General features: G+C 66.4%; 14 protein-coding genes. 12 read left to right on the top strand and 2 right to left on the bottom strand.

The genetic code is table 11. The features are described from left to right. Window positions 1-60: 60 nt before the first annotated feature. The 4 genes from MWN34_RS02245 (at window position 61) to MWN34_RS02230 (ending at window position 10,389) form a co-directional block, all read left to right on the top strand. Window positions 61-3,219 carry an efflux RND transporter permease subunit gene (locus MWN34_RS02245; protein WP_247026176.1) on the top strand — a complete coding sequence of 1,053 codons (3,159 nt, stop codon included), beginning with the start codon at window positions 61-63 and terminating at the stop codon, window positions 3,217-3,219. Window positions 3,220-3,443: 224 nt separating this feature from the next. Continuing rightward, window positions 3,444-6,761 (top strand): transglutaminase family protein, encoded by a 3,318-nt coding sequence (locus MWN34_RS02240; protein WP_247026175.1) that lies wholly within the window; start codon window positions 3,444-3,446, stop codon window positions 6,759-6,761. Window positions 6,762-6,928: 167 nt separating this feature from the next. Beyond that, window positions 6,929-9,442, top strand: coding sequence for a circularly permuted type 2 ATP-grasp protein (locus tag MWN34_RS02235; protein ID WP_247026174.1), 2,514 nt, complete (start codon window positions 6,929-6,931; stop codon window positions 9,440-9,442). Next, window positions 9,439-10,389, top strand: coding sequence for a transglutaminase family protein (locus MWN34_RS02230; RefSeq protein WP_247026173.1), 951 nt, complete (start codon window positions 9,439-9,441; stop codon window positions 10,387-10,389). Before MWN34_RS02235 ends, MWN34_RS02230 begins: the two co-directional genes overlap by 4 nt. 228 nt (window positions 10,390-10,617) lie before the next feature. Here MWN34_RS02230 and MWN34_RS02225 read toward each other — a convergent pair whose 3' ends face one another. Together MWN34_RS02225 and MWN34_RS02220 are read right to left on the bottom strand one after the other, a co-directional pair. Next, a complete protein-coding gene (locus MWN34_RS02225) occupies window positions 10,618-11,376 on the bottom strand; it encodes a class II aldolase/adducin family protein (protein WP_247026172.1) in 759 nt (252 codons plus the stop codon). A 9-nt stretch (window positions 11,377-11,385) separates the two neighbouring features. Further along, a complete protein-coding gene (locus MWN34_RS02220) occupies window positions 11,386-12,381 on the bottom strand; it encodes a LysR family transcriptional regulator (protein WP_247026171.1) in 996 nt (331 codons plus the stop codon). 249 nt (window positions 12,382-12,630) lie between these two features. Here MWN34_RS02220 and MWN34_RS02215 point away from each other — a divergent pair, with 249 nt between their 5' ends. From MWN34_RS02215 to MWN34_RS02180, 8 genes are all read left to right on the top strand, one after another. Continuing rightward, on the top strand, window positions 12,631-13,659 hold the full coding sequence (locus tag MWN34_RS02215) for an ABC transporter substrate-binding protein (protein ID WP_247026170.1): 1,029 nt from the start codon (window positions 12,631-12,633) through the stop codon (window positions 13,657-13,659). Further along, entirely contained in the window at window positions 13,659-14,717 is a 1,059-nt protein-coding gene (locus MWN34_RS02210) for an ABC transporter ATP-binding protein (protein ID WP_247026169.1), read from the top strand. Before MWN34_RS02215 ends, MWN34_RS02210 begins: the two co-directional genes overlap by 1 nt. A gap of 11 nt (window positions 14,718-14,728) precedes the next feature. After that, on the top strand, window positions 14,729-15,598 hold the full coding sequence (locus MWN34_RS02205; protein WP_247026168.1) for an ABC transporter permease: 870 nt from the start codon (window positions 14,729-14,731) through the stop codon (window positions 15,596-15,598). Beyond that, a complete protein-coding gene (locus tag MWN34_RS02200) occupies window positions 15,595-16,392 on the top strand; it encodes an ABC transporter permease (protein WP_247026167.1) in 798 nt (265 codons plus the stop codon). The genes MWN34_RS02205 and MWN34_RS02200 overlap by 4 nt, the downstream gene beginning before the upstream one ends. A gap of 227 nt (window positions 16,393-16,619) precedes the next feature. Beyond that, a complete protein-coding gene (locus MWN34_RS02195) occupies window positions 16,620-18,086 on the top strand; it encodes a 4-hydroxyphenylacetate 3-hydroxylase family protein (protein WP_247026166.1) in 1,467 nt (488 codons plus the stop codon). After that, on the top strand, window positions 18,083-18,748 hold the full coding sequence (locus tag MWN34_RS02190; protein WP_247026165.1) for a DUF1028 domain-containing protein: 666 nt from the start codon (window positions 18,083-18,085) through the stop codon (window positions 18,746-18,748). The genes MWN34_RS02195 and MWN34_RS02190 overlap by 4 nt, the downstream gene beginning before the upstream one ends. A 14-nt stretch (window positions 18,749-18,762) precedes the next feature. Next, window positions 18,763-19,911 carry an acetylornithine deacetylase gene (gene argE / locus MWN34_RS02185; protein WP_247026164.1) on the top strand — a complete coding sequence of 383 codons (1,149 nt, stop codon included), beginning with the start codon at window positions 18,763-18,765 and terminating at the stop codon, window positions 19,909-19,911. 18 nt (window positions 19,912-19,929) lie between these two features. Continuing rightward, on the top strand, window positions 19,930-21,168 hold the full coding sequence (locus tag MWN34_RS02180) for a M20 family metallopeptidase (RefSeq protein WP_247026163.1): 1,239 nt from the start codon (window positions 19,930-19,932) through the stop codon (window positions 21,166-21,168). Window positions 21,169-21,459: the final 291 nt, after the last annotated feature.

Genomic DNA, 21,459 nt, shown 5'->3' with positions numbered 1-21,459 from the left:
ATGGCCGGGCTCATCGCGCCGGCCGCCCGTCAGAGACGAGAGCGCTTCCGGAGCCGAGCCATGATCTCCCGCTTCTTCATCGAACGCCCGGTCCTCGCCAACGTACTGGCGCTGGTGTTCGTGCTGATCGGCGCCATCGCGCTCATCGAGCTGCCGGTGGCACAATATCCCAATGTCGTGCCGCCCACCGTTCAGGTCACCACGCGCTACCCCGGCGCCAGCGCCCGTACCCTCGTCGATACCGTCGCCCTGCCGATCGAGCAGCAGGTGAACGGCGTCGAGGGCATGATCTACATGCAGTCCACCGCCGCCTCGGACGGCAGCTACGCCCTGACCGTAAGCTTCGCCATCGGAACCGATCCGGATCAGGCGCAGGTGCTGGTGCAGAACCGCGTCGCCATCGCCATGGCCTCGCTGCCGCAGGCGGTGCAGACGCAAGGCGTCACCACGCGCAAGAAGTCGACCGCGATCCTGCAATTCGTCGCCCTGTTCTCGCCCGACCAGCGCTATGACAGTCTGTTCCTCGCCAATTACGGCGTCATCAACCTGCAGGATCCGATCTCCCGCCTGCCCGGGGTCGGTAATGTCTCGGTGTTTGGCGCCGGGCAATATGCGATGCGGATCTGGCTCGATGCGGACAAGATGCAGAGCCGCGGCCTCACCCCGCAGGATGTCGGCGACGCAATCCAGCAGCAGAGCCAGGAAGTGGGCTCCGGCGTCATCGGCATGCCCCCGACGCCCCGCGGCACGAACTTCCAGTACACGCTCAACCTCGCCGGCCGGCTGAACGACGTCGCCGACTACGAGAACATCATCGTCAAGGTAGAGAGCGGCAATGGCGGCAGGATCACCCGGCTGAAAGATGTCGCGCGGGTCGAGCTCGGCTCGCAGACCTACAGCCAGTCTTTCAGCTTCAACGGCAAACCGGCCGCTGCGCTCGGCATCTTCCAGCTTCCGGAGGCGAACTCGCTGGCCGTGGCGGGCGAGGTGAAGGCCACCATGGCCAAGCTCGCCAAATCCTTCCCGCCGGGGCTCGAATATTCCGTCCCCTTCGACACCACGGTCTTCGTCAACGCTTCGATCAACGAGGTCTACAAGACGCTGTTCGAGGCCGGCGCGCTGGTGCTCATCGTCATCCTGGTCTTCCTGCAGGACTGGCGGGCCACACTGGTGCCGGCGACCACCGTGCCGGTGACGATCATCGGCACCTTCGCTGCCATGGCAGCGATGGGTTTCACGGTGAACCTCTCCACCCTTTTCGCCATCGTGCTCGCCATCGGCATCGTGGTGGACGACGCAATCGTCATCGTCGAGGGTGTCGCGCGGCACATCGAGCGCGGCCTGCCCGGCCGCCTCGCCGCCGAGAAGGCGATGGACGAGCTGTTCGGCCCCATCATCGGCATCACGCTGGTGCTGATGTCGGTGTTCATTCCGGCCGCCTTCATGCCAGGGCTCACGGGCCAGATGTACCGGCAATTCGCGCTCGTCATCGCCGCCACCGCGCTGATCTCGGCCATCAATGCGATGACGCTGAAGCCGACCCAATGCGCGCTCTGGCTGCGTCCGCCGGTGCCGCCGGAAAAGCGCAACGCGCTCTATCGCGGCTTCAATGCGGTCTATGACCGGGCCGAGCGCTGGTATGCCGGCGTCATCCACCACATGGTCAAGGCGAGCTACCTGACGATCGCCGTCGCGCTGGTTCTGATCGGCATTGCCTTCTACGGCATCAGCCGGGTCCCCACCGGCTTCCTGCCGCTGGAAGATCAGGGCTACATGGTGATCGGCGCGCAGTTGCCGGATGGCGCCTCGCTGGAACGCACGCAGGCGGTGATGGACGACATCTCCCGGCATGCCAAGGCGACGCCGGGCGTGAAGGAGGTCATCACCATCTCGGGCGTGTCGGTGCTGGACAACAATGCCACCCTCGCCAATGCCGGCGTCGCCTATGTGATGCTTGACGACTGGGACGTGCGCGACAAAGCAGGACAGGGACTGCTCGAGATCTACACCGCGCTCGGCAAGGCGATGGCGCCCATCGAGAAGGCGGCGACCTTCGTTCTCCCGCCACCGCCGATCCAGGGCATCGGCAATGCCGGCGGTTTCACCATGATGGTCGAGCAGCGCGACGGCAGCTTCGACTTCCCGGCGCTGGAGGCGGTCACCAACCAGGTGGTCACCAACGCGACCTCGCAGTCGGCGATCCAGCGTCCCACCACCACATTCCGGGCCGGCGTGCCGCAGCTCTTCATCTCGGTGGACCGCATCAAGGCCGAGACGCTGGGCGTGACCGTGGGGCAGGTCTTCACCACCATCCAGGGCTATGTCGGGTCAAGCTTCGTCACCCAGTTCAACCGGTTCGGCCAGACCTTCCAGGCCTATATCCAGGCCGATTCACCGTTCCGCAGCACCCGTGCCGAGGTGCTCGCGCTGAAGGTGAAGACCCCGCAGGGAGCGATGGTGCCGATCGGCACGCTCGCGGAGATCCACGAGGTCGTCGGCCCTTCGCTGATCACGCTCTATAACCGTTATCCGGCCGCCACCATCGTCGGCTCGCCGGCATCCGGCTTCTCCTCCGGACAGGCGCTCGACATCATGGACCAGGTGGCGCACCAGACCCTGCCGCCGGGCACCGGCAGTTCGTGGACCGCGATGTCCTATCAGGAACGGGCGGTCGGCAACGAGATCTATGTGGTGTTCGGCCTCGCCGTCCTGCTGGTCTATTTCGTGCTGGCTGGCCAGTATGAGAGCTGGATCCTGCCGCTCTCCGTGCTCCTTGCGGTGCCGCTGGCCCTGCTCGGTACGGTGGCGGCGCTTACCGGGTTGGGGATTGCGAACAATCTCTACACCCAGATCGGCCTCATCCTGCTCATCGCACTCTCGGCGAAGAACGCGATCCTGATCGTCGAATTCGCCCGTGAGAAACGCGCGGACGGCATGGAGATCATGGAGGCGGCGGTCGAAGCGGCGCGGCTTCGCTTCCGCCCGATCCTGATGACCTCCTTCGCCTTCATCCTCGGCGTGCTGCCCCTCGTGCTGGCCACCGGAGCAGGTGCGAACGCGCGCAGGTCGATCGGCATCGCCGTGTTCAGCGGCATGCTGGCCTCCACCTGCCTGGCGGTGTTGTTCGTGCCGTCCTTCTACACCGTGCTCCAGAGCTTCGAGGAATGGCGGCAACGCCGCAAGGCACCCGCGCCCGCCGAACCGAGCGCTGCCGGCTGACCGCCATTCCGGCATGGAAGATACCGTCTGCCGCCTAAAGCGGCACCTGGCTCGCAATGCCGCGCCGTGCCCTGCCGCAAGACCGGACGCCGTCCGGACCGGTGTGCCCACGGCATGAATCGTGCGTGCAGCGTGGCGCCGCACCCGCAACGAATCCTCGCCGCGGAGCGGCCGCCCGCATACAGTCTCCCCGCGCGCGTCGCCAGTCTTTCGAGTGGGTGCCCATGACGATCTTCGCCAGCCTTCACCATGTCACCGCCTACAGCTACGACAAGCCGGTCACCCTCGGCCCGCAGATCATCCGTCTGCGGCCCGCGCCGCATTGCCGGACCCCGGTGAAGAGCTATTCGCTGAAGGTCACGCCCTCGAACCACTTCGTGAACTGGCAGCAGGACCCGTTCGGCAACTGGATGGCGCGCTACGTCTTTCCCGAGCCGACCACCGAATTCCGCGTCGAGGTCGACCTCGTCGCCGACATGACGGTCTACAACCCCTTCGACTTCTTCATCGAGGAATATGCCGAGACCTTCCCCTTCACCTACCCGCCCGAACTCGCCAAGGAGCTGACGCCCTATCTGGAAGCGGAAGGCGGCGGACCCCGGCTCGATGCCTATGTGGAGGCGGCCCGCCCTCATGCCGCGAGCCCGACGATCGATTTCCTGGTGGAGCTCAACCAGAAGCTCCAGCAGGACATTTCCTACCTCATCCGCATGGAACCCGGCGTGCAGACGCCGGACGAGACGCTGACCCGCGCTTCGGGCTCGTGCCGCGACACCGGCTGGCTCCTGGTGCAGATGCTGCGCCGGCTGGGCCTCGCTGCGCGCTTCGTCTCCGGCTACCTCATCCAGCTCAAACCGGACGTGAAGGCGTTGGAGGGGCCGACCGGCACGGAGGTCGACTTCACCGACCTGCATGCCTGGTGCGAGGTCTATCTGCCCGGCGCCGGCTGGATCGGCCTCGACCCCACTTCCGGCCTGCTCTGCGGGGAAAGCCACCTGCCGCTCTGCGCGACGCCGAACTATGCCTCCGCCGCACCGATCACCGGCGGTTTCTCGGCCCTGCCCGACACCGAGACCAGCTTCGATTTCAAGATGGAGGTGCGCCGCGTCGCCGAAAAGCCGCGGGTCACCCTGCCCTTCTCCGACGAGGCGTGGGCGGCGCTCGACGCGCTGGGCGACCGGGTGGACGCCGACCTCGCGGCGCAGGACGTGCGCCTCACCATGGGCGGCGAGCCAACCTTCATCTCGATCGACGACTATCAGGGCGCGGAGTGGAACACGTCGGCGGTCGGCCCCACCAAGCGGATGCGCGCCGACGATCTGATCCGCCGCCTGCGCAAGCGCTTCGCCCCCGGCGGTATGCTGCATTACGGCCAGGGCAAGTGGTATCCCGGCGAAAGCCTGCCGCGCTGGACCTTCTCGCTCTACTGGCGCAAGGACGGCAAGCCGATCTGGCGCAATCCCGATCTGGTTGCGCGTGAGGGCCAGAACAGCGCCACCATCGCAGGCGCCGAGAGCTTCACCCGCCGCCTTGCCGGCACGCTCGGCCTCGCGAACGACTATGCCCAGCCGGCCTATGAAGATCCGGCGTATTGGATCCTCAAGGAAGCCGATTTGCCCGGCAATGTGGACCCGCTCGATTCCAAGATCGAGAACGCCGAGGAACGCGCCCGCATCGCCCGCGTGTTCGAACGCGGCCTCGGCCGCCCATCGGGCTACGTACTGCCGATCCAGCGCTGGCAGGCGCGCGGCAGTCGTGGTTGGCAGAGCGAGGTCTGGCAGTTCCGGCGCGGCCGCATGTTTCTCGTGCCGGGCGACTCTCCCGTCGGCTTTCGTCTGCCGCTGAATGCGCTGCCCTGGGTTCCCCCCGCTTCCTATCCTTATGTAAACCCGGCCGACCCGATGTCGATTTCGGGCGACCTGCCGGACGCCGAGGTGTTGCACCAGCTCTACCGGCGTACCGATCACGAAGAGCCGACGCAGGATCAGGTGAGCCAGATCCTCACCGGGACCGGCACCGGTGCCATACGTACCGCCATCGCGATCGAGCCACGCGACGGAAGGATCTGCGTGTTCATGCCGCCGACCGAACGGCTCGAGGATTATCTGGAACTGCTCGCGGCGATCGAGGTGACCGCTGCCGAACTCAAGATGCCGGTACATATCGAGGGTTACACCCCGCCGGTCGACCCGCGGCTCAACGTCATCCGCGTCGCGCCCGATCCGGGGGTGATCGAGGTGAACGTACACCCGGCCTCGAACTGGCGCAGCTGCGTCGAGATCAGCCGCGATCTTTACGAGGAAGCCCGCCTCTCGCGGCTCGGCACCGAGAAGTTCATGGTGGATGGTCGCCACACCGGCACCGGCGGCGGGAATCATGTGGTCGTCGGCGGCGCCATGCCGGCGGAAAGCCCGTTCCTGCGCCGGCCGGACCTGCTCAAGAGCCTCGTGCTCTACTGGCAGCGGCATCCCTCGCTGTCCTACCTGTTCTCCGGCCTTTTCATCGGACCCACCAGTCAGGCCCCGCGCATCGACGAGGCCCGTCACGACGGGCTCTACGAAATGGAGATCGCGCTCGCCAATGTCCCGGCACCCGGCAAGGGCTACGCCCCCCAGCCCTGGCTGGTCGACCGGCTGTTCCGCAACCTTCTGGTCGACGTCACCGGCAACACCCACCGCTCCGAAATCTGCATCGACAAGCTGTTCTCCCCGGACGGTCCGACAGGCCGGCTTGGCCTCGTCGAGTTCCGCTCCTTCGAAATGCCGCCGGACTGGCGCATGAGCCTTGCCCAGCAACTGCTGCTGCGCGCACTGATCGCGTGGTTCTGGCGCGAACCGCAGGAAGGCAAGCTGGTGCGCTGGGGCACCGCCCTGGCCGACCGCTTCATGCTGCCGCATTTCGTCTGGACCGATTTTCTCGACGTGCTCGGCGACCTCGCGCGCACCGGCTATCAGGTCGATCCGCTCTGGTTCGAGGCGCAGCGCGAATTCCGCTTCCCCTATTACGGGCAGGTGGAGCACGGCGGGGTGACGCTGGAAATCCGGCAGGCGCTGGAGCCCTGGCACGTCATGGGCGAGGAAGGCGCGGTCGGCGGCACGGTGCGCTATGTCGACTCCTCCGTCGAGCGGCTGCAGGTGCGCGTCGACGGGCTCAATCCATCCCGCCACATCGTCGCCTGCAACGGCCGCAGGCTTCCGCTCGTTCCCACCGGACGGTTCGGCGAATATGTCGCCGGCGTGCGCTACAAGGCGTGGCAGCCGGCCTCCGGGCTGCACCCAACCATCCCGGTGCAGGCGCCTCTCACCTTCGACATCGTGGATTTGTGGTCGAACCGCTCGCTGGGCGGCTGCATGTACCATGTCGCCCATCCTGGGGGGCGCAACTACGACACGTTCCCGGTAAACTCCTACGAAGCGCAGGCTCGTCGCCTTGCCCGCTTCCAGCCCCATGGTCACACGCCGGGCTATCTCTTCGTGCCCGCCGAAGAGCCGGCGCCGGAGTTTCCGACCACGCTCGACCTGCGCCGCCCCGCAGGAATATGACCCGCCTTCGCGCCGACCGCACGCCGTCCACAGGCGCGCGGACCAGCTTTCATGCGGTTTACTGCATGGTTTACGTCACAGGCGCTTTCGCAAGAGGGGGCGTGGCGGCTACTCTTCGGCAAGGGGAACGGTAAACAGGCCAAGGGCCGGGAGCTACGCACAGCATTATGGCGGGAAGCACGGAACCGCAGGCACGCGCGCGCCGGTTCGAGGAAGAGGCCGTGGAGGCCCTGCTCGCCGGTTACCGCCCGTTGCCCGGTGTCTATGACGAGATGGTGGATGCCGACGGGAAGCCAAGGTCACATTGGACGCCCTTGCTCGCCGGCCTCGCCGAAATGGGCCGCGAGGAAGTGGAGCGCAGCTTCACCGCGGCCGACCGTCATCTCTACCGCTCCGGCGTGTTCTACCGGGTTTATGACGATCCTACCGGCGGCGAACGGCCCTGGCCGCTCTCGCATCTTCCGCTCGTCATCGGCTCCGGCGAATGGCGGGCGCTGGCCCGCGGCCTCGTGCAACGCGCGCAATTGCTGGAAAGCGTGCTGGCCGATCTCTACGGCCCCAATGAACTCGTCCGCTCAGGCGCCATGCCGGCGGCGGCGGTGGCTGGCAGCCCGGAATTTCTGCGCCCGCTCAAAGGGGTCGACCCCCATGGCGGCAGCTTCCTTCGGCTCTATGCCGCCGATCTCGGCCGCGCACCGGACGGGCGCTGGTGGGTGCTCTCCGACCGCACCCAGTCACCCTCCGGCGCCGGCTACGCACTGGAGAACCGCATCGCGGTCGGGCGCGCTTTGCCGGAGCTTGCCCGCTCGCTCAACGTGGTGCGGCTCGCCGGCTTCTTCCAGTCGCTGCGCGCCAGCCTCACCCGGCTGGATCGCTCCGGCGAGGGGCGCGTCGGACTGCTGACCCCCGGGCCCCTGAACGAGACCTATTTCGAGCACGCCTATCTCGCCCGCTATCTCGGCTTCGTGCTGCTGGAGGGCGAAGACCTCACCGTGCGCGACAACCAGGTCTATATGCGCACCGTCGCGGGGCTGAAGCGCGCCGACGTGCTGCTGCGCCGCCTCGACGCCGACTTCACCGACCCGCTGGAACTGAATGCCCGCTCGCGGCTCGGCGTGCCGGGGCTGGTACAGGCGGTCCGTGCCGGCGGCGTGGCGATCGCCAATGCCCTCGGCTCGGGTCTCATCGAATCCCCGGCCATGATGAGCTTCCTGCCCAAGATCGGCCGGCAGGTGCTGGGCGAAGACCTCATCCTGCCCAATATCGCGACCTGGTGGTGCGGCCAGCCGCTGGAGCGCGAGACCGTGCTCTCCGGGCTGGACGATTTCGTCGTGGCCTCGGCCTTCGGCCGCCCGATGCGTGGCGCCATGGCCCGCGGCCCGCGCATCGGCGCCGATCTCGACGAGGAGGAGCGCAACGAGCTCGAACAGGCCATCCGCACCCGCGGCGTCGACTTCGTCGGCCAGGAAGCGGTGCATCTCTCCACCATGCCGGTCTGGCGCAAGGGCAAGCTGGAGCCGCGCCCCTTCATCCTGCGCATCTTCCTCGCGGCGACCGAGGAAGGCTGGCAGGTGATGCCCGGCGGCTTCTGCCGCGTGTCCGAAAGCCGGGATTCCCGCGCCGTCACCATTCAGCATGGGGGGCGATCCGCCGATGTCTGGGTGCTGGACGAGCGACCAGTCGAACAGACCACCCTGCTGCCCGCGGCCGGGCAGGTAAGCGTGCGCCGCCAGACCGGCCCGCTGCCGAGCCGTGCGGCCGACAATTTCTTCTGGCTGGGCCGCTATGTGGAGCGCGCCGAGGCGACGCTGCGTCTGCTGCGCACGCTCGCCGGCCGGCTCTCCTCCTCCGCCGAGGGCGGCGGCGGCTCGATCGGCAAGCTGGTGGGCCTGCTGGATCATTGGGGCTCTGTGCCGCCGGAACTGATGCGCGGGCGCCCCTCGCGCCTCGCCATCGCCGCGCTGACGCGGCGCGATCCGCCGGGCGCCATTCGCGGCCTCGTCGAAGCGGCGCGCAACACCGCCTCGGTGATCCGCGACCGGCTGTCCCCCGATGCCTGGCGAACGCTGGAGGATCTCGCCGTCAGCATGGGCGAACCGATGCCCGTCGGTAGCGCCGAGCCCGATGTCTATGACCGCGCCGACCGGGCCCTGCGCGCGCTCTCGGCCTTTTCCGGCCTCGCTTCCGAGAACATGAACCGGCTGTCCGGCTGGCGCTTTCTTGACCTCGGCCGACGCATCGAGCGGGGCATCGCGGTCTGCCGCTTCACCCGCTCGTTGACCGCTGAGCCGGTGCATGCCGGCACGCTCGACGTTCTGCTGGAGCTCTGCGACAGCCAGATCACCTATCGCTCGCGCTATGTGATGGTGGAAGCGCAGGCTCCCGTCGTCGACCTCGTGCTGCTGGACCCGGTGAACCCGCGCTCCCTCGCGTTCCAGATCGACCGCATCGCCGCCCATCTGGAGGCCATGCCCGGTCATCATGTGGACGAGCCACCCAAGGACGAGGAGCGCCTCGCCGCCCGCCTCGCCGCCGCGATGAAGGCCTATGAGCCAGCCGATTTCGACGCCGCGCGCCTGATGGAAATCGAGGGCCAGCTCATGGCGCTCTCCAATGATATTTCAGGGCGCTATTTCATTCACCGCTCGCCGGTTGAAACGGCGTGGGGACAGCTCGCGTGAAGTACGATATCCACCAGACCACCACCTACAGCTACGCCTCCCCGGTGCCGGTGGCGCGCCACGTGGTGCGGATGATGCCGGTGGAGCGCCTCGGCCAGCGTATCGAGAGCACCCGCTTCATCGTAAAGCCCGAGCCGGTGGAATGGACGGACAGCACCGATTTCTTCGGCAACCGCGTCTCGCACATCCGCATCGAAACGCCCCATACCCGCTTCGTCGTCACCACCCATGTCCGGGTCGAGGTCGTTGCCGGACCCTTGCCGGCCCCCGAGGACAGCCCGCCCTGGGAACTGGTGCGGGAGCAGGGGGCGGCGAGTGGAGACCTGGGCCCCGCCTCTCCGGTGCATCACCTTTTCCCGAGCCCGCTGATCCGTCTCGATCCAGAGATCACCGCCTGGGCCGAGCAGAGCTTCCCGCCCGGGCGGGCGATGCTTGCGGGAGCCGTCGATCTGATGAGTCGGCTCTATAACGAATTTACCTATGATTCCAAGGCGACCGACGTCTCGACTCCGCCGGGCGAAGCCTTCGCGATCCGTCGCGGCGTGTGCCAGGATTTCGCGCATATCATGATATCCGGCCTGCGCGGCCTCGGCCTGCCAGCCGCCTATGTCAGCGGCTTCCTGCGCACCGAACCCCCGCCGGGTCAGGAGCGCCTGCAGGGTGCGGACGCGACCCATGCGTGGGTCAATGTGTGGTGCGGACCGGGCATCGGCTGGCAGGGCCTCGACCCCACCAACGATCTTCGGGTGGCGACCGATCACGTCGTTCTCGCGGTAGGTCGGGACTATTCCGACGTTGCGCCGGTGGGCGGCGTGCTGGTCGGCTCCGGCCGACAGAAACTGGGTGTCGCGGTCGATGTCGTCCCGATCATCGACGGCCGGCCCATTGCTCCGACAGGGTCGAAAAGCGGGCGGGAGCGCAAGGGAGCCTCAAGCGAAAGGCGGTGATGGCGCCAGAGACGGCGACGCCTCGCCCCCACCCAATAGATCGAGCAAGCGCCTCGCCACCGCTCCCCCGCGCCAGGGTGAAGCCAGCCTAACCGCGCCCGCGCCGCGGCATGATGTGCCCAGCCGAGCGATCGGCCGGGTCCCTTGTCTGCGCCGCGATGATCGCGATCATCCGATGCCGATGGAAGCAAGCCGGCCGTCATCGGTGCCGGATGACGAAGCGCCTGTTCAGTTGACGTAATCGGGCTCGTGCCGATCCAGGATCCGGCGCACTTCGGCGAGGTGGGTGAAGGACGAATCGGTGAAGCTCTCCCAGTCGCGGGCGGTCTGCTCGGCAACCGCGTCGGACAGGATGGAGAGTTCCTGCCCGCTGGCATAGGCCAGCATCAGCGTCCGGCAGGCCCGTTCCAGATGGTAGAGGGTGTCATAGGCTTCGGCGATGCTCTTGCCGGTGACGAGCACACCGTGGTTGCCCATCATCATCACTTCATTGTTGCCGAGCATATGGGCGAGGCGCGTGCCCTCGTCGGTATCGTCGGCCATGCCGGTATAGCCGGTGTCGATGCTCATGCGGTTGAAGAAGCGCGCGGTGGTCTGGTCGATCGGCAGGATGCAGGGATCCTTCAGGCCGGACAGCGCCGTCGCATAGGGCGAATGCACATGCAGGATGCAGGAGGCGTTGGGCAGAACGCGATGCATGGTTCCGTGGATCGCCCACGCAGTCGGATCCGGCGCCTCCGGCCCCTCCATCACGCTCGGATCGTCGGCATCGAGCAGCAGGAGGTCGGACGCCGTCATCAGCGAGAAGTGGCGCCATTTCCGGTTCATGAGGAACCGGCGCCCGGGTCCGGGCAAGGCGACACTGAAATGATTGGCGACACCCTCGTGCCAGTCGAGCCGGGCGACCATGCGGAAGACCGCAGCGAGGTCGGAGCGCAGCTTCTGTTCGCTGGCATCGATGTTCCGGAGCATTGCTAGGTTGTTCATGGAGGCCTCTCAGGTCGAAAGCTTGGCTTTGCTCGGCCTGCTGGTGAAGCCGGGCGGAATGGGGGCGGCGACGTAACCTTCGGGCGGCGCGATATGCGCCGGAATCTCGATCACGGCCTGGCAATGGTGCAGGAAAGCGCGGGTCAGCCGCGTGAGGGCGGCGGAGCCATGCCAGGCCATGACGGTTCGCGACGGGATCATGCGATCGGTGAGCGGCACCGTGACGACCTTCTGCCCGTCGAACGTCATGGCGTGCGGCGGCTCGGTGACCAGCACGGAAAATCCAAGGCCCTGCCCGACCAGCCCGCGGACCAGTTCGATCGAGGGTACCCGATAGGCCACGCGCGGGGTGATGCCGGCATCGTCGAACAGGGTCAGGAAATATTCGTTGCTCGGCCAGATATCGAGAAGAATGAGATCGTCATCGGCCAGCATAGAGAGCGAAAGGCTGGCATGGGCGGCGAGGCGGTGACGCTTCGGCAGCACCGCTCGCGGATAGAGATCGGGCAAAAGCGCGACATGCTCGATGCTCGCGCTCAAGCCCTGCACGTAGCAGATCGCCAGATCATAGGCGCCCGAGCGCAGGCCCTCGAGGATCTTTTCCTGTGCGCCGATATGCAGGCGGATGGTGACATCCGGAAAGCGCTCCTTGAACGAAGCGATGAGCCCCGGGGCATAGAGCGGAGCCAGCGTTTCGAAACAGGCCAGCGATATTTCCCCCGCCACGACGTCATTTTCGCCGAGCGCGCGCTGCTCGAACTCCCGGGCGTGCTTCAGGAGCTGCAGCGCATGCAGATAGACCCGCTGTCCCACCGGCGTCAGCGTCATGCCCGACGAGCGCTGCCGGACGAACATCTGCATGCCGAAACTGGTCTCGAGTTCCTTGACCGCGACCGAGACGGAGGGCTGCGAGATGTTGAGATGCCGCGATGCCTGGGCCACGCCGCCGCTCTCGACCACAGCGACGAAATAGCGGAGCTGTCGCAACGAGTAATTGGTGGCCAAGACGGCGCCTCGGGGTTATGCGCAGAAATAGGTCAGGACTAAAAATCGATCATCGACGAAGCGGCGCGCGGGAGCAAACAATAAAAAATCTATGTCGTATTGTGGAAAATCCGTTGAGCCGGAAAGGCCGCATTGGCTGGTCAACCCCCTTTGGTTCTGCAAGGATTTTTATGCAAACGATGGCCCGCGGCGCACGCGCTTTGTCGCCGAGCTGAAGCGGCACATCCAAAAATCCAGATGGGACACGCTATGACTCAGCCCGCCTTGTGGAAGTCCGTTTCCGTTCTCGCCGTGGCCGCGCTGGGCCTCATGTCTGCCTTCGCGGGACCTGCCGGCGCCGCCGACAAGGAAATCACCGTTCAGGCCTGGGGAACAACCTGGGAACAGGGCCTGCAGGAGGTTGCGGACGGCTTCGAGAAGGAGACCGGCATCCATGTCGTTCCGGTGACGCAGTCCGGCTCCAGTGACGGCCTCGCACGGCTGCAGTCGATGGCGGACGCTCCGAAGATCGACGTGTGGTTCTCGACCTCTTCCCTCGCCGCCCGCGCCACCGCGGACCGCAAGCTGTTCGCGCCGATTCCTGCCGACAAGCTCTCCAATGCCGGCAGTCTGATCGACGGCGCCAAGATGGAAGCCTATGTCGCCGCCTATTACTACCCGCTCTCGATCATCTACCGCCCCAGCCTCGTGAAGAAGCCGATCACGGGCTGGAAGGATCTCTGGGATCCGGCGTTCAAGGATTCGCTCGCGGTGCCGGATGTCGAGACTTACGCGGGCCGCATGCTGCTGGTCGCCGCGCTACTGAACGGCGGCAGCATCGACAATGTCGAGCCCGGCTTCAAGGCGTGGAAGGAGCTGCGCCCCAACATCGCGATGTTTTACGGCTCGGATTCCGATTCGCGACGGGCGCTTGCCCAGGGGGAGGTTTCGGTCCTGGTAGGCCCGCCCTCGCAGGCCGCCCCCCTGCGGACCGATGGCATCGACGTGACCGTGTTGAGCCCGAAGCCCTCGCCGGTGATGTTCGACGTCATGACGCTGGTGAACACGCCCAGACAGGATATGGCCCTGACATTCATCGACTACGTGCTGTCGCCCAAGGCCCAGGAGATCATCTCGAACAAGATCGACATGGGCCCGGTGAACAAGACGGTGAAGGCATCGCCGTCGCTTGCGGCGGTCCTGCCTGCGGTCGCCGATCAGGTGAGCTTCGACGAAGCCAAGGTCAACGCCGCGATCGGCGGGTGGAACGAGCGCTTCAAGGCCGAGATCGCCCGCTGATGCCCGGTGACGTCGCTGCCCTCGAACTCGCCGGCCTGCGCAAGAGCTATGGCAACCACCCCGTGGTGCAGGAGGTCGATCTTCGGCTCCCGCGAGGTGCGCTGCTGACCCTGCTCGGCCCCTCGGGCTGCGGAAAGAGCACACTTCTTCGCATGATCGCGGGCTTCGTCGAGCCGAGCGCAGGCGACATCCTGATAAACGGCCGCAGCATCCTGCCGCTGCGGCCGGAGCGCCGGCCGACCGCCATGGTGTTCCAGAGCTACGCACTGTTTCCCCACATGACGGTCTTCGACAATGTGGCATTCGGGTTGCGCCTGCGCGCCACGCCCCGCGCGCAGCTGGGCGACAAGGTGCGGCGCGCCCTCGCCCTGGTCCGCATGGACCCCTTCGAGGCGCGTTTTCCCTCGGAGCTTTCGGGTGGTCAGCAGCAGCGTGTGGCGCTGGCCCGCTGCCTGGTGGTGGAGCCGGAGATTCTCCTTCTCGACGAGCCCTTTGGCGCACTCGACCGGCATCTGCGCGAGGAAATGCAGGTGGAGATGCGCAAGCTGCAACGCCAGCTCGGCGTCACCATGGTCGTGGTCACCCACGATCAGGAGGAGGCGCTCGTGCTGTCCGACTACATCGCGGTGATGCGGGCCGGCGCCATCGAGCAGTTCGCCGAGCCGATCGAGCTTTATGACCGGCCGGCCAACCGCTTCGTCGCCAGCTTCATGGGCGTCTCCAACCTGATCGACGGCACGCTCGAGCGAGGCGGCGAGACATCGTTCCGCTTCCCCGGTGGCGCGGCGCTGGCGGTTGCCAGCGCGCTTCCGTCCGGCCCCGTCACGCTTGCCATTCGGCCGGAGGCTGTCCGGCTGTGCGCGCTGGACGACCGCGCATGCCGTCTGGCCGGCACGGTCGCCTTCACCTCGCTGGTGGGAAGCCGGCTGAGCTGCGAGATCAAGGTCGACGATGCGGTGCTCACCGCGCTGATACCGCGACACGGCAGCGGACCGGTCATCGGCGAGCGCGTCGGCCTCGCCATCGCCGAAGAACAGCTCCAGCTGTTCCCGCGATGAGGGGCGGCGCGATGAGAATCGGCGGGCTGCCCTGGCTGTTGCTGCCGATGACGGTGCTGATGGCGCTGTTCTTCGGCGCCTTCGCGGTGTTTGCGTTCGTCAGCTTCCTGCAGCCGGCCTCGGGCATGCCGGGCTATCAGGGTCCGTTCGGGGTGGCAAACTATGTTCGCTTCCTCACCGACCCGACGGCGCTGGGCATCCTGGCGGAAACCATCGTTTTCGCCATCGCCGTGACGATCGTCTCGATCCTCCTGGGATATCCGCTCGCCTATATCATGGCGCGCTCTCCTCACCGCATCATCCGCAGCCTCCTGCTCGGAGCGCTGGTGCTGACCTTCCTGTCCGGCAGCATCAACCGGGCCTATGGCTGGCTCATCCTGCTCGGCCGGCGGGGCGTGGTGAACGATGCGCTGCTGGCGCTCGGGCTGGTCGATCGGCCGGTGGCGCTGGTCTACAACTGGACGGGGGTGTTCATCGCCCTGCTCCACTTCACGCTGCCCTATTTCGCCCTCACCGTGTTCGGCAGCATCCGGTCGGTGCCGGCGCAGGTTGAGGAGGCCGCGCGCGACCTTGGTGCCGGTGCCCTCACGACCTTCTTCCGGATTACGGTGCCGATCACCGTGCCGGCGATCATCAGCGGCGCCGCGCTGGTGTTCTCGCTTGCCATCAGCGCCTTCGCCTTCCCGCTGCTGCTCGGAGGCGGACGCGTGCGGCTGATTTCCAACTTCATCTACGACCAGCTCTTCGTGTCCTTCAACCTGCCCTTCGCCGCGGCGAGCTCGACCATCTTCCTCATCGTGGCCGTCGCCACGCTGTGCGGCTTCTTCTGGCTGGAGGGCATCGCCACCCGGCGGCGGATTCCGATGGGCGGGCTGGCATGAGGACCTTGATCTCCCGCACGCTCTGGACAGCCTTCGGCGCCACGATGCTCGCATTCCTGCTGGCCCCGACGCTTTTCACGGTACTGTTCTCCTTCAGCGAGGCCCGCTATTTCAGCTTTCCGATGCAGTCATACTCGCTGCGCTGGTACACGGCGTTCTTCGGCGCGGCCAAGTTTCAAAAAGCGGCGATCGAGACCGGCCTGCTCGCACTGATCGTGACCCCCGGCTGCCTGGCGGCGGCGCTATGCACCGCTCATGCGGTGGCGCGCTGGGAGTTTCGCGGAAAACGCCTCGTGGATTCGCTGATCCTGTCGCCGCTCATCGTACCCGGAGTCGTCACCGGCGTCGCCTTCCTCAGCCTGTTCCGCATTCTTCACCAGGATATCGGGCTGGTGCGGATGTCGATCGCGATGATGGTCGTCTGCCTGCCCTATGCCGTGCGGGCCGTGTCCGCCAACTATGGCGGCGTCGACCGGGCTACGGAGGAGGCCGCCCGCGATCTTGGCGCCGGCCCCCTGCTCGCCTATCTCAAGGTGACACTGCCGCAGCTGAAGCCGGGCCTGCTCGCAGGCGGGGTGTTCGTGCTGGTGGAGGTGATCGACAACTTCGCGGTGAACGTTTTCCTCGTCGATCTCGACAGCAACACCCTGCCGATCGTCGCCTACCAGCACATCCGCGATTTCGACGACCCGCTGGTGGCGGTGATGTCGACGCTGCTCTCGGCACTCACCCTCGCTTTGGTGATCCTCTTCAATCGCGTCATCGGCCTCGAGAAACTGTCGCAATCACGCTGAGAAGGGGATCGGAAATTCCGAAGTTCGACTTCATCAAGAACAAATTGCTGCATCGAGCAATGCGCAGCACGCTGTTCCCAAGCCATCGGATGAAAAGACCGCGGACATGAAGACGACGGGGCGGCCTGGCGCTCCGCAAACAGCTCGACATCTTCTCTTCACTTCTTCTTGCGTGTGCATCGCGGACTCCCCGTCGGCACGCCCTTGAACAGATTGGACAATCGGACATGCTTCGCACCGGCGCTCAGTATCGCGATTCCATCCGTGACGGCCGTCGCGTATGGATCAACGGCGAACGCGTGAACGACGTTGCCGCTCACCCCGCCTTTCGGCCGCTGGTCGATATCCGGGCCCGCATCTACGACATGCAGCACGACGCTGCGACGCGCGAGGTGATGGTCGCGACGGATGCGACGGGGCGCGAGGTGGCGACCGGTCTTGCCCTGCCCTATGCCAAAGCGGACTGGTACGCCAAGCGCCGGGCGGTCGATACGATGATGGACGCGTTCGGCGGCGTGGTTTCCCGGCTCGGCGACGAAACCATCGGCGAAATGTGGTCGCTGCATGACGGCGCGGGCGTTCTCACCTCCATCGACACGCATTTCGCCGGCAACATCCAGCCGCATATCGACCGCATCCTCGACCAGGATCTGTTCCACGTCTCGGCCAACACCGACCCAAAGGGCGATCGCTCCAAGCGCCCGCAGGAACAGGATCCCGACATGCTGCTGCATGTCGTCAGGGAGACCGATGCCGGCATCATCGTGCGCGGCGCCAAATATGAGACCGCCGCCGCCTATGCCAACCAGGCCTTCGTGAAGCCGACCATCGCCAATTGGGGCGACGCCAAGCTGTCGGAATATGCCGTCGGCTTCATCTCGAACTTCTCGGCCCCGAACATGAAGTTCATCTGCCGCGCCGGCTTCGCCGGCAGGGGGTCGGTGGAGGATTATCCCCTCTCCAACCGTCTCGACGAGATCGATACGCTGGTCATCTATGACGACGTGCTGGTGCCGTGGGAGAACGTGCTGTTCAACCGCCACACCGCGGCCGCGGCCTTCATCCGCTCGACCCTGCATCGTTACGCCGCCTTCCCCTTCCTGCAGCGCATCCTGCGCTTCGCCGATCTGCTCATCGGCGCCGCGCTCCTCAACGTGCGGCAGACGGGGCTCGACAAGCAGCCGGCGGTCCAGGACAAACTCGTTCAGCTCGCCCGCTACCGCGAGGGGATCGACGCTCATCTCATCGCGGCGATCGAGACGGCGCAGGAGAGCCCCGGCGGCCTCTGCATGCCCAACCAGTCCCTGCTCTATACCGGCCGCCTGCTCGGCTGCGGCGAGATGCACAACGCCATCCACCTCGCGCGGGAGCTGTGCGGTGGTCAGATCTGCGTCACCCCGAGCGCCGCGGACTTCGCGAATCCCGAAACTGAGGCCTGGCTCAACAAGTTCTATTCCGTGAACGAGAACTGGCAGGCGGAGGACCGGCGCAAGCTTCTCGCCTATGCACGCGATCTGATGAACTCGGACTATGGCGGTCACCGGCTGACCTTCCACCTGTTCGCGCAGAGCCCGCCCTATGCGCAGGCCGGTGCCGTCTACCGCAATTTCGACTGGGAGCGCTCGGCCGGTATCGTCGCCAGGGCAGCGGGCCTGTCCGAGGCCGTCGACGGACGCAAGGAGGCCGCGGCGTGACCTTCACACTCGTCGCACGCTGTCGCGATACCGGCATGCTCGGCCTTGCGGTGTCCTCGTCCTCACCCGCCGTCGCCTCCCGCTGCATCCATGCACGGGCCGGCATCGGCGCCTTCGCGACGCAGAATTTCACCGATCCGACGCTGGGACGTCGCGGCCTTGATCTGATGGAGAAAGGCGCCACGGCGGCGCAGTCCATCGACATCGTATCGGCCACGGCCTCCGACGCGCCGTTCCGCCAGCTCGCCGCGATCGGACCGCACGCAAGCCCGGCGGCGTTCACCGGCGCAAGCTGCCTCGCGCAGACCGCGGAGCATTTCGGCAGCGACTGCGTAGCGGTCGGCAATCTGCTCGCTTCAACGGGCGTTCCCGCCGCCATGGTCGCCGCCTTCGAGGCGACGGGCGGACACCTTGCCGCCCGACTGGTGGCCGGGCTTGCGGCGGGTCTGGCCGCGGGTGGCGAGACCGAGATGGTGCGCTCGGCCGGCATCGTTGTCGTTGCCGACCTGCCCTGGCCGGTGGTCGACCTGCGGGTCGACTGGCACGAGGCCGATCCGATAGCCGAGCTCGGACGCCACTGGGCGGTGTGGGAGCCGCGCCTGCCGCTCTATCTCGCCCGGGCGTTGCGACCCGCCGAAGCTCCGGCCTCGGACACGGTCTGATGCGAGGGCGATCCGTGACCGTCGTTCCCGACAGCCTCGACCTTCTCGCCGATCTCGTCGCATTTCCGACCATCAGCGCCGACACGAATGTGCCGCTGATCGACTACGTGGAAGGCTTTCTCGCCGGCCACGGCGTTACAGCGACCCGTATTCCTACGGAAGACGGTCAGAAAGCCAACCTGTTCGCGGTTGTCGGGCCGCCGGATCGGCCCGGCGTTATCCTCTCCGGCCACACCGACGTGGTCCCGGTCGCCGGCCAACCCTGGCTCGACGATCCGTTCCGGCTCCGCGTGACGCCGGACCGGGCCATCGGCCGCGGCGCCGCCGACATGAAGGGCTTCGTCGCCTGCGCCTTGCGGGCGGTGGCGAAAGCGGCCAGCCGCCCCCTTGCGCGGCCCATCATCCTCGCGCTCTCCCATGATGAAGAGATCGGCTGCATAGGCGTGCGCCGGCTGCTGCCGGCGCTTGCCGGGTTGGAGCCGCGCCCGGATCTCTGCATCGTGGGCGAGAACACCGGCATGCGGGTGCTCACCGCCCACAAAGGCAAGGTGATGGGCTCGATCGACATCACGGGAGTTGCCGGCCATTCGAGCGAACCGGAGAAGGGCGTCAACGCCATTCTGCTGGCAAGCGACATGATTCAGGTGGCTCGCGCCATCCAGCTGCGGCTGAAGGCGTCGGCACGGCCGGATCCCGATCTGTCGGTGCCCTACACCACCTTGCATGTCGGGGTGATCTCCGGCGGCACCAAGGTGAACATCATTCCACAGAACTGCTCGATCGGCTTCGAGATCCGCAATCATCCCGAAGACGACCCCGACCTCATTCTCGACGAGCTCTCGGAGGCAGCCCGGGCACTCGCGGCGCGCCATCCCGGCAGCGCGGTGACGGTGGCGGTGAGTAACCGCTATCCCGGCCTCGCCACCGATCCCGACGAACCGGGCGTCGCCTTCGTCCAGCGGCTCGCCGGGGCAAACGGCGTCGGCAAGGCGGCCTACGGCACCGAGGCAGGCCTGTTCCGCGAGACGCTCGGCATCACCACGGTCGTCTGCGGCCCGGGCGATGTCGCCCAATGCCATACTCCGGAAGAATATCTCCTCCTTTCCCAGATTACCGCCTGCGACATGCTTCTCGATCGATTGATCGAGAGCCTGTCCGCCTGAGCGCAAGGACCAGTACCGATGACCGTCATGGATATTCGTTCGGCCGCTCTCGGCCTCGTCTCACGCCGGGACCTGGTGGACCTCACCAGCGAACTCGTCGCCATTCCGAGCTTCAAGGGCCAGGAAACGCCGCTCGCGCACCATGTCGCAGCGTGGTGCGGCGAGCGCGGCTACGAGGTCGAGCTCGACGAGGTCGAACCGGGACGCTTCCAGGTGATCGCCACGCTGCGGGGCAGCGGCGGCGGCAGGAGCTTGATGTTCAACGGCCATCTCGACACCAACTCGCTCACCCGCGGCTGGGAACGGGACCCGTTTGCCGGCTGGGTGGAGGGCGACAGGGTGTACGGGCACGGCGCGCAGAACATGAAGGGCGGGCTCGCGACCTTCATGGTGGCCGCGGAAGCCGTTCGACGGTCGGGTGCGCGGCTCTCCGGCGATCTCGTGCTCGCCTTCGTCGTCGGCGAGACGCAGGGCGGCGAAGGGATGAACCACCTCATGAATCGCGGCTTCCGCACCGATATGGCGGTCATCACCGAGCCGTTCGGCGCCGACAACATCGCCACGATTCACAGCGGCATCATGCATTTCGCGATCCACGTCATCGGCCGTTCGGGCCATCTGAGCCAGGTGGAGAACACGGTGCACGCCGTCAACAAGATGGCGAAGGTGCTGCTGGCGCTCGACGGGATCCGCTTTTCCTGCGAGCCCTATCCGCCCCTGCCCGCTTTGCCGCGCCTGAATGTCGGCAGCATCATCGGGGGCCGTGGCGAGACCTACCGGTCCGAGCCGCCCTACATTCCCGACATGTGCACCATCGTCGTCGATGTGCATTTCGTGCCGACCCAGACCGTCGAGGGTGTGCTCGATGACGTGCGCGCGGTGCTCGACGGCCTGAAGGCCGAAGATCCCGATTTCGAATACCGCATCGAGATGCCGGTGCCGGACTTTATCGAAGGCCGCCGCCGCCTTGTGATGGAGCCGGTCGATCTGCCCGTCGACTCCCCCGTCGTGCAGGCGCTGGCGAAAGCGTATGAGGAGCTGGAAGGTCATCCGCCGAAGACGATCGGCGCTATCCTACCGACCGCCTATTCGGCCTGCGACACCTCCTGGCTGTGCAAGGCCGGCATTTCCGCCGTGAATTACGGCCCGACCGCAGCCTTCGCCGCCGGTGGCCCTGAAGGCGCCTATGTGGTGCTGAGCGAAATGGAGAAAGTCGCGCGGGTGCTGACATTGACCGCGCTGGATGTCTGCCGCTGACCTTCCGTGTGCCGGCCTGTTCCCGGAGGCGCTTCACAGCACCCGAGCGGCGCGCTCCTGGCTGGAACAACCGGCTGTTCCGCCGGAGGCGTCGGGAGCATCCGTTTCCGATCCACCCGACCGCGCTGCGGCGGGTCTTCTGCTCGCCCGCGATTGGCGATTTGCGTGGTGGGCCGCTTATTTGCCGACTGAGGAAGCGGCGTGCTTTTGGTTTTTCCGGTTTTTGGTTTGGTGTCGCGCGTTGTTTGTGTGGGTGCGCAAGGAAACACCCCCCTTGGCGATTAGGCCATG

It is taken from the genome of Ancylobacter crimeensis, assembly GCF_023016805.1.
GTDB classification, from domain to species: Bacteria; Pseudomonadota; Alphaproteobacteria; order Rhizobiales; family Xanthobacteraceae; genus Ancylobacter; species Ancylobacter crimeensis.
This window is presented reverse-complemented; position numbering and strand designations above follow the sequence as displayed.

Coding starts and splice junctions, on each gene's coding strand:
- MWN34_RS02235 (WP_247026174.1), top strand. CDS start 6,929: ATGGCGGGAAGCACGGAACCGCAGGCACGCGCGCGCCGGTTCGAGGAA.
- MWN34_RS02240 (WP_247026175.1), top strand. CDS start 3,444: ATGACGATCTTCGCCAGCCTTCACCATGTCACCGCCTACAGCTACGAC.
- MWN34_RS02195 (WP_247026166.1), top strand. CDS start 16,620: ATGCTTCGCACCGGCGCTCAGTATCGCGATTCCATCCGTGACGGCCGT.
- MWN34_RS02180 (WP_247026163.1), top strand. CDS start 19,930: ATGACCGTCATGGATATTCGTTCGGCCGCTCTCGGCCTCGTCTCACGC.
- MWN34_RS02205 (WP_247026168.1), top strand. CDS start 14,729: ATGAGAATCGGCGGGCTGCCCTGGCTGTTGCTGCCGATGACGGTGCTG.
- MWN34_RS02215 (WP_247026170.1), top strand. CDS start 12,631: ATGACTCAGCCCGCCTTGTGGAAGTCCGTTTCCGTTCTCGCCGTGGCC.
- MWN34_RS02200 (WP_247026167.1), top strand. CDS start 15,595: ATGAGGACCTTGATCTCCCGCACGCTCTGGACAGCCTTCGGCGCCACG.
- MWN34_RS02210 (WP_247026169.1), top strand. CDS start 13,659: ATGCCCGGTGACGTCGCTGCCCTCGAACTCGCCGGCCTGCGCAAGAGC.
- MWN34_RS02245 (WP_247026176.1), top strand. CDS start 61: ATGATCTCCCGCTTCTTCATCGAACGCCCGGTCCTCGCCAACGTACTG.
- MWN34_RS02225 (WP_247026172.1), bottom strand. CDS start 11,376: ATGAACAACCTAGCAATGCTCCGGAACATCGATGCCAGCGAACAGAAG.